The 12,226-nt window shown below is 63.3% G+C and carries 13 protein-coding genes; all 13 read right to left on the bottom strand.

The annotated features are described in order from the left end of the window. Window positions 1-102: 102 nt before the first annotated feature. The 13 genes from FM104_RS10195 to FM104_RS10135 all read right to left on the bottom strand — a co-directional run bounded on the left by FM104_RS10195 (window position 103) and on the right by FM104_RS10135 (window position 11,954). Entirely contained in the window at window positions 103-1,095 is a 993-nt protein-coding gene (locus FM104_RS10195; protein ID WP_087132116.1) for a nucleoside hydrolase, read from the bottom strand. A gap of 50 nt (window positions 1,096-1,145) precedes the next feature. Then, a complete protein-coding gene (locus FM104_RS10190) occupies window positions 1,146-1,820 on the bottom strand; it encodes a substrate-binding domain-containing protein (RefSeq protein ID WP_087132113.1) in 675 nt (224 codons plus the stop codon). Continuing rightward, window positions 1,817-2,455 (bottom strand): class II aldolase/adducin family protein, encoded by a 639-nt coding sequence (locus tag FM104_RS10185; RefSeq protein WP_256971611.1) that lies wholly within the window; start codon window positions 2,453-2,455, stop codon window positions 1,817-1,819. The genes FM104_RS10190 and FM104_RS10185 overlap by 4 nt, the downstream gene beginning before the upstream one ends. Next, entirely contained in the window at window positions 2,448-3,671 is a 1,224-nt protein-coding gene (otnK, locus tag FM104_RS10180; protein ID WP_087132107.1) for a 3-oxo-tetronate kinase, read from the bottom strand. Before otnK ends, FM104_RS10185 begins: the two co-directional genes overlap by 8 nt. Next, on the bottom strand, window positions 3,668-4,336 hold the full coding sequence (locus tag FM104_RS10175) for a hypothetical protein (protein WP_143738337.1): 669 nt from the start codon (window positions 4,334-4,336) through the stop codon (window positions 3,668-3,670). The genes otnK and FM104_RS10175 overlap by 4 nt, the downstream gene beginning before the upstream one ends. After that, the gene (locus tag FM104_RS10170) at window positions 4,333-5,139 is read right to left on the bottom strand and encodes a hydroxypyruvate isomerase family protein (protein WP_087132101.1); all 807 of its coding nucleotides are present in this window, start codon (window positions 5,137-5,139) and stop codon (window positions 4,333-4,335) included. The genes FM104_RS10175 and FM104_RS10170 overlap by 4 nt, the downstream gene beginning before the upstream one ends. Further along, entirely contained in the window at window positions 5,136-6,128 is a 993-nt protein-coding gene (locus tag FM104_RS10165) for a phosphoglycerate dehydrogenase (RefSeq protein ID WP_256971609.1), read from the bottom strand. The genes FM104_RS10170 and FM104_RS10165 overlap by 4 nt, the downstream gene beginning before the upstream one ends. Next, entirely contained in the window at window positions 6,125-6,910 is a 786-nt protein-coding gene (locus FM104_RS10160) for an NAD-dependent epimerase/dehydratase family protein (RefSeq protein WP_087132098.1), read from the bottom strand. Before FM104_RS10160 ends, FM104_RS10165 begins: the two co-directional genes overlap by 4 nt. Window positions 6,911-6,935: 25 nt before the next feature. Beyond that, on the bottom strand, window positions 6,936-7,700 hold the full coding sequence (locus FM104_RS10155; RefSeq protein WP_087132095.1) for an MBL fold metallo-hydrolase: 765 nt from the start codon (window positions 7,698-7,700) through the stop codon (window positions 6,936-6,938). Window positions 7,701-7,774: 74 nt separating this feature from the next. Next, entirely contained in the window at window positions 7,775-8,440 is a 666-nt protein-coding gene (locus tag FM104_RS10150; RefSeq protein WP_256971608.1) for a GntR family transcriptional regulator, read from the bottom strand. 237 nt (window positions 8,441-8,677) lie between these two features. Next, complete coding sequence (locus tag FM104_RS10145) at window positions 8,678-9,595, bottom strand: glycine betaine ABC transporter substrate-binding protein (protein WP_087132092.1); 918 nt, start codon at window positions 9,593-9,595, stop codon at window positions 8,678-8,680. An 80-nt stretch (window positions 9,596-9,675) separates the two neighbouring features. Then, window positions 9,676-10,608 (bottom strand): ABC transporter permease, encoded by a 933-nt coding sequence (locus tag FM104_RS10140; RefSeq protein WP_087132089.1) that lies wholly within the window; start codon window positions 10,606-10,608, stop codon window positions 9,676-9,678. Beyond that, entirely contained in the window at window positions 10,608-11,954 is a 1,347-nt protein-coding gene (locus FM104_RS10135) for a quaternary amine ABC transporter ATP-binding protein (protein WP_087132086.1), read from the bottom strand. The genes FM104_RS10140 and FM104_RS10135 overlap by 1 nt, the downstream gene beginning before the upstream one ends. Window positions 11,955-12,226: the final 272 nt, after the last annotated feature.

The raw sequence follows: 12,226 nt of genomic DNA, 5'->3' as shown, positions 1-12,226 counted from the left end.
GCATGCTCCTCATCGGCGGCGCACTGACCAGCCCCCACCTCAAGTAGGAAGAGCCAGAATGCCCCTGAACTCAGATGAGTTCAGGGGCATTCTCTTTGCTGGTCAACGCCAGGGAAGGGGGCGGCGCAGGGTTTCGCCGATCATGTCCAGAACGCCGTCAAAGTTCATATCCACCACAACGCGGTGCAGGGGACGCGTCTCATCCTTTACAGGGTGCACGCCGGCCAGGTAGCGGTCTCCCGTCGCGGGATCTTGGAACGTCTGCAACGGGCGCTGCACCGATGCCGTGATCAGATCAGGGCGCAGGAGGGCAGCGACGGCCATACTGTCGTTGATACCCATGACGCGCTCGTCGCCTGGTTGCGGGTACGAGCGGCTGTAGAAGCCCGCGTAATCTGCGCTGATCTTCGTGATCAGGTCGGCCGGTGCGTTCCCCGTGGACTCCGCGATCTCGAGGAAGAAGTTCTCCGGAACGAGCGCCTGGCGGGTCACGTAGGGGCCACACCATGTCACATCACCCTCGTGAGCTGCGACAGCTTCAGCGGCGTCGATGTCGAACGTCACGTTGGGGTCGCGCGAGACCCGGAAGCGGCGATCAGCCCACGGTTCCGTGTCGCGGTACAGCGCGGGCCCCAGCGTGCCAACGATCGTGGTGCTGCGCAGCTTCTGCAGCAGATCAGGTTCGCTCTCCAGCGCGCGGGCAAGGTTCGTCTGCGGGCCAATAGCGAGATAGTCGATCTCGCCGTCATGCTGACGCACAAGTTCGAGCACGACGTCAACACCGCTGGGCTCGGTCGCAACGGAGATCTCAGGACGCAAGCCGGTGTTACCGAATCCGTCTTCGCCGTGAATGCCCGGGTTCAGCCGCAGTTCCTGTTTAACGGGCACATCGCTTCCGCGATATACCGGAACATCGCTGCGCCCACACGTGTCAAGCACGTATCGCGCATTGTCTGCTGCGCGTTCGCCCGTGCAGTTTCCGAAGACGCTGACGACCGCAAGGATCTCCACGTCCGGGTCTGCGGCAAGCAGCATGATCGCCAATGCGTCGTCAACACCCGTGTCGGTGTCGATAATCACTTTTCTCTTCGTCATGATTCCTAACTTTTCGCTGCATCCGCGCAGCAGGTTGTGAGAGTGAAGCCTTACGGTGCGCTGAGTCCGACGCTCGCGAATGCGGCTTGTGCGCGTGCCTCGGTGAGCATCGCCGCGAATGCGAGCGCGGATGCCGGGGCCGAAACGCCAGCGCCAATCGCGAAGCGACCGTACGACTGCAGCGCGTGCGGAATCGGAGCCACCACGTGCGCCCCTGCCACGGAGCGCAACTCGGAAACCTGCTGGATGGCAAGGTCTGCACGACCGTCGATCACGGCTTCTGCGGTGAGACCCGCGGGAAAGCGAACGGCGTTCTCGTCGATGACATCGAGCAGGTTCCGCTCGCGCAGCACATTCATAAAGTGGATACCGCTGGCGCCAGAGAGCGTGTACGCGACGCGAGAGTCGCGCAGGTACTGCAGAAACGCCTCTTCGGTGTCGGCAGGGGGCGCCGGTGTTTCCGGCAGCCGCGCGAACCCGACGGCTGAAACGGCAATGTCTGCAACGGTTTCCGCACTCAGAATGCCTTGCGCTGCCAGGTCATGCGCGGAGACCGAAACACCCAGAAACAGGTCAGGACGCTCGCCACCGGCGATCAAATCGAGCAGCACGGTGGTCGGCTCAAACGTTGCCACGATGCGCTCCCCTGTCGCGGCCTCGAATGCGGGAATGAGTTCTTCAACGAGCGGCTGTCGAACGACGAGTCCGCTGTAGAGCGTGATCATGCGCTGGGCTCCTGTGGGGTCTGGGGCTGCAGGGCAGCGAGATGGTGCGTCGTCAGGGGTACGGTGCGCATCCCTGATGTGAGGAAGAAGATTTGCGCGGTGTGTTCGAGTTCTTCGAGCGCATCCAGCGCCGAGTCGAGATCAACGCCAGCGATCACGGGCCCGTGGTTGCGCAACAGCAGCGCGTGCGAACGCGTAGCCGCGTGCTGCACGGCATAGGTGGCCGCCTTGTCTCCTGGGGCGAAGTACGGCAAGACCAACAGGGGCGCAACGCGCATGCCGTAGTACGCCGTGAGCGGGGGCAGGGCGTCTTCCTGGTCAAGATCTGACAGGCAGGATAGCGCCGCGGCATGCACGGAGTGCGTGTGCACAATGGCGTGTGCCGACGGTCGAGCGCGAAGCACGGCAACGTGCAGAAACGCCTCTTTCGTCGGTGGAGGACCATCGAGGTGATGACCCTCGGCGTCGAGCACAGACAGATCAGCGCCCGAGACATCGGCCAGGCTCACACCGGTCGGCGTGACCAGAATGTGATCGCCTTCGCGCACAGCCAGATTGCCCGTACGCCCGTGGGTGAGACCACGCCTGTGGATCGAGTGCGCGACTCGTTCGACAGTTCCGCGCAGGTCAGTCATGGCCGACATCTCCTGCAACAGAGGTGAACAGGTCGACGTCGCCAAAGTTTCCTGACTTCAACACCAGGTGCACCCCACGGGCAACGTCATGAACCCAGGGCGCACCCACGGCAGCCTCATCCCCCACAACAGCAACCGTGGTTCCGAGTTCGCGGATCACTGCACCGGACGTCTCTCCGCCCGCGACGACCATGCGCTGCACGCCACGCTGCGCGAGTCCGTGAGCGACGATTCCCGCCACCTGCTCGTACAGTTCACCGGCCTCTGGCAGTTCGTCGTCACGTTCTTCGGCCGAACTTGACGAGTAGATCAGCGCTGAGCTGTCTGCGGGCTGTTCATCCCACCACGTCAACGCGGCGTCAGCCAGTTCTGATGCCGTCTGGCCTGCTTCTGCCACGACGCGGTGCGAGGAACCGCCCGATTCCTGAAACGCGGCAATCTGCTCCAGAGTGCGTCGCGAACAGCTTCCCGCGATGATCGCGGTGCGTCCGGCGGGAGGTGCAGAAACTGTGCGGCCGGATGGCACCTGGCGTGCGGCAATCGCGCCGATGAGACCGGCGGATCCGGCCGTCAGCACGGCGGTGTCCACGGCTTCGGCGATGACCGCAAGATCGGCGGCGTCAACGGCGTCTGCGATCACGTGGGCCACACCTGCGCTCTCGGCAGAGGCGATCATGGCGTGCGCGAGCGCCGCCCCCTCGCGGACGGCAGAAAGCGGCAGGGTCGTCACAGCACCCTGCACCTGCGGCGTCAGCAGGCGCGAGAGGTTCGAGTCACGCATCGGCGTGATCGGATGATGCGCCATGTGCGTCTCATGCAACGGAACATCAAAGACATACAGATTGCCGTCATTCACCGTGCGTCCGTGGACGGGGGCCGCGGGCGTCGTTACCACGGTCGACACTCCCAGAGCCTGGGCAAGGGCCTCCGTGACGGGGCCGATGTTGCCCTCATCCGTTGAATCGAAGGTCGAGCAGTACTTGAAGTAAAAGCGCGTCGCGCCGGCGTTCCGCAGTGTGCGCAGCGCTACGAGGCTCGCCTCAATGGCGTCGTCCGCCGGGATCGAGCGGGTCTTCAGGCCGATCACAACCGCGTCGGCATCTCCCGTGACGGGGGTTTCCGCGTTGAGGGCAAGCAGGGTGCGCAACCCCTCGCGGCTGAGGGCCGCAGCCACATCGGTTGCACCCGTCACATCATCAGCAATGACGCCAATCATCGTTGTGCGCTCTCTATCGCGTCGCGCAGGCGCGAAGCGGCAACACTAGGACCGTCGAGGACGGGCACAGCGATGTGTGCACGCAGCGACTCGGCCGCGGGGGCGAGCGAATACTGCGCGAGCACGACCACGTCGTAGGGTTCGGTCACCTCAGAAATGGCCGTGGAGAGGTGCGCGACCAACTCGTCAACGGCAAGAGGGTTGGCGGCGGCGGGCACCACTAGGGAACGGATGCTGGTCGCCACTCCTGCAGCGGCGAAGGCAGCATTAAGGCGCGCGGTGCTGTCGGCAGCCGCTGACTCAAGCGACGCGACGAGCAGAACACTCGCGGGGGCCAGCCTTACCGTCGCATTGAAGAGCGGTCCGTCTGCGGAAAACACGGCAACACCGTCGGTCGCGAGGTCACGGTAGTCGGCGCGCACGCCGTACTGAGAGCACGTAAGCAAGACACCGTCAGCACCGCCGGCGAGCGCGGACTCGATCAGGATGTCCATCCGATCAGCGAGTGGACCCGTCATCTCCCCCTGCTGCTTCAGGTCGGCGAGCAGACGGTCATCGAGAAGATTCCACACCGTGCTGTTCGGAATTGCGGCGCTCACCGCGGCCGCTGCAGGAGCAATGGCCAGCGGGGTCGCACTGATCAGAGCAATCTTCACATCGGTCACCGCACGATCCTTTCGATCCATTTCAAGCCTTCATCGGTGTCGCCAACGGGGCCATACTCGCACCCCACCCATCCGGAGTAGCCGCTGGCGGCGATCCGTGCGAGCACGTTCTCGTACGCAATCTCGCCTGTTCCTGGCTCACCGCGGCCGGGGTTATCGGCAATCTGCACGTGCTTGACCATTGGCGCCAGTCGTTCGAACCGTTCGATCACATTTCCGCGGTCGGTCTGTGCGTGATAGACGTCGAACAGCACGCCGACGGTGACAGGGTCAACGGCTTCCGCTACCGCGGCCGCCGTCTCCATCGAAGCCAAGCCGTACATGGGCTGTTCGCGCTTGTTGATCGCTTCGAGCACGATGCGAACGCCCGCCGCGCGAGCCTGTGCAGCGGCCCAGCCAATGTTGGTGACGTAGGTCGAAAAGGCGAACTCTGGGTCCGCATCCGCGGGGCGAAGGCCAGCCATCACGTGAACGGTGGGGGCGCCGAGCACATCTGCATAGTGAAGTGCGCGCTCGACGCCCTCACGGAAGACGCCCTGCGCGGACGGAACATAGGCTGCGCCCATGGCGGTTGCGGAACCCGCAGGACCAGCGGGAGTGTTGATGAGCGCCTGCGTGAGGCCGGCGTTGTCCAGCAACTCTCGCACGCGCGTAGCCGACAGTTCGTATGGGGACGCAAACTCAACCCCGGTGAAACCTGCAGCCGCCGCCGCGTCAAATCGCGCCTCGAAGGGCAGCTGGGTGTACATCCATTTGAGGTTGGCTGCCAGCCGGAGCTGGCCACCCGATGACTGGATGATCATGCGACGTCTTCTCGGTATGCCGGATTCACGATGAACTGCGCATCGCCCCCCGCGAGCACGCTGATAACGTTCGCGGCCGCCATGCGACCAGACTCACCACGAGCTTCACGGGTTGCACCCGCGATGTGCGTGGTCGCGAGAATGCCAGGCGTGTGCAGAAGTGCACTGTCTGCGGGCAGCGGTTCCTGCTCGAACACGTCCAGCGCTGCACCGCCAATCACACCGGCACGGACCGCGTCGACCACGGCTTCCTCATCGACAATGCCGCCACGAGCCGTGTTCACCAGGATCGCGTCGTTCTTCATGAGACGCAAGCGCTCCGCATTGATGAGGTTCCGCGTCGAGTCATCGAGGAACAGGTGCAGCGTCACGAAATCAGCCTGTGCAAGAACGTCGTCGAGTTCCGCACGAGCAATATTGTGTGCCGAAGCGAATGCATTGTCGAAGTACGGGTCATAGGCGATGACGTTCATGCCGAAACCTGCGGCAATCATGGCGACGGCCTTTCCAATGGATCCAAGACCCAGCACACCCAACGTCGCACCGCGCAGTTCGCGACCCGTGAGCTGCTGCCAGCTCCCGGCCGCCAGGTTGGCGATGTTCTCGGGAACACGACGGGCCAGACTCAGCATGAGGGCGAAAACATGTTCGGCAACGGCCTGCCGGTTAGCGCCCGCCGTGATACAGACAGGAACCCCCTGATCGGTTGCTGCTGCGACGTCAACACTGTCGTACCCGACGCCCGTTCGGACAACGATCTGCAGGTTCGGAGCCATGGCGAGGTCATTTGCTGTCAGCGGTTGGGTTCCCGCAATGATGGCGCGTGTGGGTGCCAGGAGTGCGCGACGGTCTCCCTCAGGAAGGGCCGCAAGGTTCGGCTCATGACGCGTGGTCAGACCGGAACCACGCAGCAGGGCGTCAACACCGTCGCCCGGGCTAAGAAACGCGGTGGTGATCAGGACATCGTGGGACATGGTGGTTTCGTTCACCAGATTCCTCCTTGGTACTCGGAGGCGGTGAATGCTCCGCCGTGATATTTGGGGGCAGGAACATTGTGGTCAATGTCCTGCGCGTGCTCTGCTGCGTTGTCCTGCGGGGTGAATCCGATGGCAGCCCAACCGGCCTGCGCATCCCACCAGCCATCGGTGTTTGCCGAGACACCGTAAACAACCTGGCATCCCACCGGGCCGTTTTCGATCGCGCATCGAGTCAGCTCGACACCATCTCTCCAGCTCAACCACAGCGCGAGCTGGCGCACATCTTCGGGCGCAGGTCGGAAGGTTCCGATGCGCAGCAACACCGATTCCACCCCCCATTTGTCGTAGTACAGGCTCGCCATTGCCTCGCCAAACGCTTTCGAAACCCCGTAGTAGGTGTCTGGGCGAATCGACGCAGTCTCGTCGAGGCGTTCCGAGGCGGGGTGAAAACCGATGATGTGGTTGGAGCTGGCGAACACGACACGACGCACCCCCGCCCGGCGGGCTGCCTCGTAGACGTGGTACGTGCCATCGATGTTGACCTCGCGGATCCGCTCAAATGACGCTTCGTCGGCGACAGCGCCGAGGTGCACGATCACGTCGATACCCTGGGCCGCCGCTGTCAAGGCTTCCAGGTCGCCGAGGTCACCGACGACGACCTCCTCGCGGGCGAAGAGAGGTTCGATGGGCTCGCTGCGCACGTATAGGACCACACGGTCGTACTTCCCAGCGAGCCCTTCACGAATCACGCGGCCCATGCGACCAGCGCCTCCTGTATAGAGGACAGAAGTCATGATTGTCCTTTCTCGCGGCACCGGCTCAGCCGATGCTGCGGTCGCTCTCAGGGCTCAGTGCGTCGGCAAAAAAACTGATCTGAGCGCGCTGTTCTTGCAGTCGCTGCACCTCACCGTCGACAATTCTGAGTCCGACATCATGGCCGGGCAGCAGAGCCGCGCTCGTGTCGGTCAGAAGGGAACGCAAGCGATCGATCGTGCGAACGCTGGCGTCTTCGTCCATGGTGGAGTCGACGCGTGCTGTGGCCAGCTCATGAATGTTCTTCACCGAGTCCCCTGCAAAAATGAGGGACTGCTCAGCGCGCTCGGTGAAGAATGCCAGGTGATGTGGCGTGTGACCTGGAGCGGCAATCGCGTGGATTCCCGGCAGGACTTCTTGTCCGGGCCTTATCCGCTCTACACGTTCGGTGCGGCGCATGAGCTCCTGCACATGAAGGTCGGGGATGAACTTGGTTCCTGCCGGCTGCTCCGCAGCCCATGCCAGCTCTTTCATGCCCACCCAGGTGACGGCGTTTTGGAACATCGTAAAGTTTGCGACGTGATCCCAATGCATATGGGTCAGTAAAACGTCGGTGATGTCTGCCGTGGTGAGACCGAGACGTTCGAGCGACTCGTGGATCAGCGGGATATAGGCGGGCTGCCCCGCGTCGACGAGGACGCGGCGCGTGCCATCGTCGAGGAGCCACAGGCTGCTCCAGCCAAAGGCGCCGTGTGTGCTCGACTTACCCGGAAATCCGTGAATGAGCGGGTGCGCGGTGTAGTGCCCCGCGGCCTGTTGTACCTGCATCATTGCACCTCCAATCCAATACTATCAACTATAGTATTGGATTCTAGGTTGGCTTGTCCATCGGTGGGCTTGCCAATTCAGTTGCCCAGAAGTCGCTCCGTGGCACCGAGAACGTGCAGTCGCATCGATTCTGCCGCAGCATCCGAATCGCCCGCCGCGATCGCGTCGAAGATCGCGCGGTGCTCAGGCGCCGCTTGACGCGCACCCGTGCGACCAAACTTGGAAAAGAGTCGGAACCGCTGAATCTGACCGCTGAGCGCCGCGTAGGCGAGTGCCAAGAACTGGTTACCCGACTGTTCCGCAATCAGTCCATGAAACCGGTTGTCCGAGCGCCAGTACATGTCAAAGCCTTCGGTCTCCATGTCAGCCGCATCCGCCGAACGCTCGAACTCGTTCATGCTCTCGTCCAACGCGGTGAGAAACTCAGGCGTGATTCGCAACGCGGCGTGATGCGCAAGACGGGGTTCCAGCACAAGGCGCGCTTCCTTCAGCTGCTCGACTTCGGCGCGCGTCATCATTGGTGCGACGCGGTATCCACGAAGCGCCTCGCGCTGAACAAGCCCCGTGTACTCCAAGCGCGCAAGCGCTTCACGCAGCGGCGTCTGACTGACATCGAGCTCGCGAGAGAGCGCGCCAATGTTCAGGCTCTCACCCGCCCCACGCTCCCCCGACATGAACTGATGTAGCAGCACGTCATACATCCGATCTGCGATCGGTTGCCTCGCTGACTTGCGCTCAGCCACTAGCTCTCCCTTACGTCGATGCCCTCAATCAAGTTTGAGCCTACCGTCCGTGCCCTGCGGCGCCCTGACTAGCAGTGATAACTGACGGCGAGGTGTCGCACGGTCGCCCCGCAGCATCCGCCCCACCCGCACGAAAAAGGACGCCTGCCACTTTGAAGGATGAATCCGGCCGGATTCTCCTTCAAAGGTGCAGACGTCCTTCAGAGTTACCGGGGTCTCAGCCCCGACAACCGAGTCTTACTCGGCGATCAGCCAGTCGATCTGATCTGCGTTGTCTTCGATCCACTTGTCGACAGCCTCAGCGGACTTGTCCTTGTAGTCGTCAGAGGTGACAAGGCCCTCGAGCTCGCCGTACTGCTCATCGGTCAGCTTGACCTTCTCGATGAAGTCAGCGGCCTCGGGGAACTCCTCAGCGAAGCCGAGCTTGCCGAGGAAGTGCAGCCCCTCGGTGTCACCGAGAGCGCCCTTCGGGTCCTTCAGGTCCTTCATGGGCCACGCGCTGTTGGCCCAGAACGGACGCCACAGCGTCACGACGATGGGCTTTTCAGCAGCCACAGCGGTGTCGAGCGTGGCGAGCATGCCACCGGTCGACGAGGTGACGAGCTCGTAGTCGTCCAGCTTGTACTCGGGAATGACCTTCTCCTGCGTCGCCTTCGTCAGGCCGGCGCCGGGCTCAATGCCGATGATCTTGCCGTCGAAGAGCTCGACGTTGTCGTTGAGATCCTCGATCGAGTTGATGTCGGTCATGTACTCCGGAACGGCCATCGTCAGCACGGCGCCGTCGTAGTACGTGCCGAGGTCTTCGATCTTGTCGCCGTACTCCTCCATGTAGGAGGCGTGAGTCACCTCGGACCATGCCGACGGGTACATGTCGACATCACCCTGGGCCAGAGCCGTGTAGAGGGGGCCCGCGTCGACGACGTCTTCCATGTCGATGTCGTAGCCGAGCTTCTCGAGCTGGTCGGCGAGAAGGTATGCGGTGCTCAGGCCGTCAGTCCACGCGGGGAGGAACCCCATCGTGATCGTGCCCTTGGCGTCGCCCGAGGGAGCGTCGCCGGCGTCGCCCTTGTCACCGTCGCCGCTTGCGCAGCCGGTGAGGACGAGTGCTGCTGCCGCGCCGAGCGCAGCGATCTTGGTCAAATGCCTCTTGTTCATGGTGCTTCCTTCTTTCTTCACGTATGTCTCACGCGTTACGTATGTGGTGCTGTGTGATGTTGTGGTGCGGGAGGGATGAGTCAGTGTGCGGCAACCGAGTCAGGGGCCTGAGCGGATGCTGCGACCGAAGCGCGTCGCGCTTCTTCACGTCGCCGCTGCAGGATGCCCAGCAGCGAGTGCCGAGAGTTTGCCGGGGCGCCGAGAGCCGCAGTGATGCGGTCGAGGTACACCGCGATGAACACGACGCCCAGACCTGCTTCGATGCCCTGAGCCACGTTGATGGTCGAGAGCGCTGACACGACCTCCTTGCCGAGACCGGGCGCACCTGCCATACCGGCGATGACGGCCATCGACAGGGCGAGCATGATCACCTGGTTGATACCGGCCATGATCGTAGGCATCGCGAGAGGCAGCTGGATGCCGCGCAGGATCTGCCCCGGCTTTGCGCCGAAGGCGTGGCCCGCCTCGACGGTCTCGGTGTCGACGCCGCGGATGCCGAGCTCGGTGAGCCGCACACCGGGAGGCAGCGAGAAGATCACCGTAGCGATCACGCCGGGGACGAAGCCGAGGCTGAAGAAGATGATCACCGGAATGAGGTACACCAGTGAAGGCATCGTCTGCATCAGGTCGAGCACTGGTTTGATCACCGTGCTGACCGTGTTGTTACGCGCCGCCCAGATTCCCAGCGGCACGGCGATAACGACTGTGACGAGGGTGGCGATCAGCACCAGCGAGAGCGTCTGCATGGCTGTGTGCCATTGGTCGACACCGATGATGATGGTGAACATCACCACAGTGCCCAGCGCGAGCTGCCACGAGCGTACCAGCCACGCGATCAGCGCGAACAGCACGATCATGATCGGCGCGGGCGCCGCGTTCAGGATGTCGGCAAGCCCGCCGGCGAGGAATCCGACGCCTGTCGAGATGCCATCGGTCAGCCAGTCGAGGTTGTCGCGGATCCAGTCGACGACGAACTTGCCCCACTGTCCGATCGGAATACGGAAACCATCCATCAGCGCACCTCTTCCGTGCCGGTGGCAGAGCCTTGGTCGGCAGCGCCGAGATCAGCTGCGCCGAGATCAGTCGGGCCATCGGCGACGCTGGACGCTTCGGCCAGCACCTCGTCGATCATGTTCGCGGGGATCGGCTGCAGCGGAATCGTCAGCTCGCCGGTCGCGCCGGGTCCGGGGCCGAGAGCGGCCAGCAGGGTCACGCGCGGGATGACACCGGTGAGGCGACCCGCCTCATCGGTCACCGCGAGAGGCAGCTGCGACTCGACCGAGGGAATGAACAGGTTCATCAGGATCTCGTTCTCGTCGACGCTCTGCGGCACCGGCTTGATGATCGAGCTCAGCGACATCTCGCCCTTGCGGACGAGCTTGACCGCGTCGCGGTCGGTGACGATGCCGACCAGCTGACGGTCGCGGCCGACGACGTAGGTCGCCGACATGTAAGCGTCGCGCATCTGACGCAGGGCCGTACGCGGGCCGGCGGTGTCGGCGACGACCGGACGCGGATGCTCCATGACGTTCGCGGCCGTGAGCACACGAGCACGGTCGACATCCTGCACGAACTGCTCGACGTAGTCGTTGGCAGGGTCGGTGAGGATCTCCTCGGGAGTGCCGATCTGCACCACGCGGCCATCGCGCATCACGGCGATGCGGTCGCCGAGGAACATCGCCTCGTTGAGGTCGTGGGTGATGAAGACGATCGTCTTCTGCAGCTTCGCCTGCAGGTCGACCAGCTGCTCCTGCATCTCGCGTCGGATGAGCGGGTCGAGCGCGCTGAACGCCTCGTCCATCAGCAGGATGTCGCTGTCGGCGGCGAGGGCGCGAGCGATGCCGACGCGCTGCTGCATTCCTCCGGAGAGCTCACTGGGCAGCTTGTCGCCCCAGCCGTGCAGCCCGACCATCTCGAGGATCTCTTCGGCCTTCTGCAGTCGCTCAGCCTTGCCGACGCCCTTGAGCTCGAGCGGGTACGCGACGTTGGCGGCGACCGACCGATGCGGCAGCAACGCGAAATGCTGGAACACCATCGAGACCCGATCGCGGCGCACCTCGCGCAGCCGTGAGGTGGGGATGCCGGTGATGGTCTCGCCCTCGATCGTGACGCTGCCTGCGGTTGCGTCGTGCAGGCCGTTCAGCATCCGGATGATGGTCGACTTACCGGAACCCGACAGCCCCATGATCACGAAGATCTCACCGCGCTGGACGGTGAAACTCGCATCGATGACGGCGGCGGTACCCGCATCCAGGATGTCGGTGCGGGTCTCGCCCGCCTCCAGGCGCTTCACCGCCTGCTGCGGATTCTTACCGAAAACTTTGTACAGATTGCGCGCTTCAAGCACAGTTTCAGACACGTTGCCCCCGTTGCGCGCCGGTTCAGGGATGTGCGGCGTGCACGTCTGGTTACGTCCGGGTGACGATCACAAGGCCGCTTTTCTTGCCGTGCGCGGCGCGGTCGCGGGGCTTCGGGCCCCCCGCAGAGTTCATCTACCGTACGCCCGCATCACTCGGTGAAATTGCACAGCATGAGGACACGGTCGCGGACTGGTCTTGGCCTTAGGCCACGGATAACCGTAACAGAATGGCTGATTAGATGGCAAATCGCACTTCTGCTTTCACGTCCTCA

The organism is Microbacterium esteraromaticum (assembly GCF_900163815.1).
Lineage (GTDB): Bacteria > Actinomycetota > Actinomycetes > Actinomycetales > Microbacteriaceae > Microbacterium > Microbacterium esteraromaticum_B.
The sequence above is the reverse complement of the archived record's forward strand: the minus strand, read 5'-3'. Positions and strand labels throughout refer to the sequence as shown.

What these genes read in the sequence shown, in the direction of transcription:
- otnK (WP_087132107.1), bottom strand. Translation starts at nt 3,671, where the DNA reads ATGATTGGCGTCATTGCTGATGATGTGACGGGTGCAACCGATGTGGCT.
- FM104_RS10190 (WP_087132113.1), bottom strand. Translation starts at nt 1,820, where the DNA reads ATGATCACGCTCTACAGCGGACTCGTCGTTCGACAGCCGCTCGTTGAA.
- FM104_RS10160 (WP_087132098.1), bottom strand. Translation starts at nt 6,910, where the DNA reads ATGACTTCTGTCCTCTATACAGGAGGCGCTGGTCGCATGGGCCGCGTG.
- FM104_RS10140 (WP_087132089.1), bottom strand. Translation starts at nt 10,608, where the DNA reads ATGGATGGTTTCCGTATTCCGATCGGACAGTGGGGCAAGTTCGTCGTC.
- FM104_RS10185 (WP_256971611.1), bottom strand. Translation starts at nt 2,455, where the DNA reads ATGACTGACCTGCGCGGAACTGTCGAACGAGTCGCGCACTCGATCCAC.
- FM104_RS10195 (WP_087132116.1), bottom strand. Translation starts at nt 1,095, where the DNA reads ATGACGAAGAGAAAAGTGATTATCGACACCGACACGGGTGTTGACGAC.
- FM104_RS10170 (WP_087132101.1), bottom strand. Translation starts at nt 5,139, where the DNA reads ATGATCATCCAGTCATCGGGTGGCCAGCTCCGGCTGGCAGCCAACCTC.
- FM104_RS10145 (WP_087132092.1), bottom strand. Translation starts at nt 9,595, where the DNA reads ATGAACAAGAGGCATTTGACCAAGATCGCTGCGCTCGGCGCGGCAGCA.
- FM104_RS10155 (WP_087132095.1), bottom strand. Translation starts at nt 7,700, where the DNA reads ATGATGCAGGTACAACAGGCCGCGGGGCACTACACCGCGCACCCGCTC.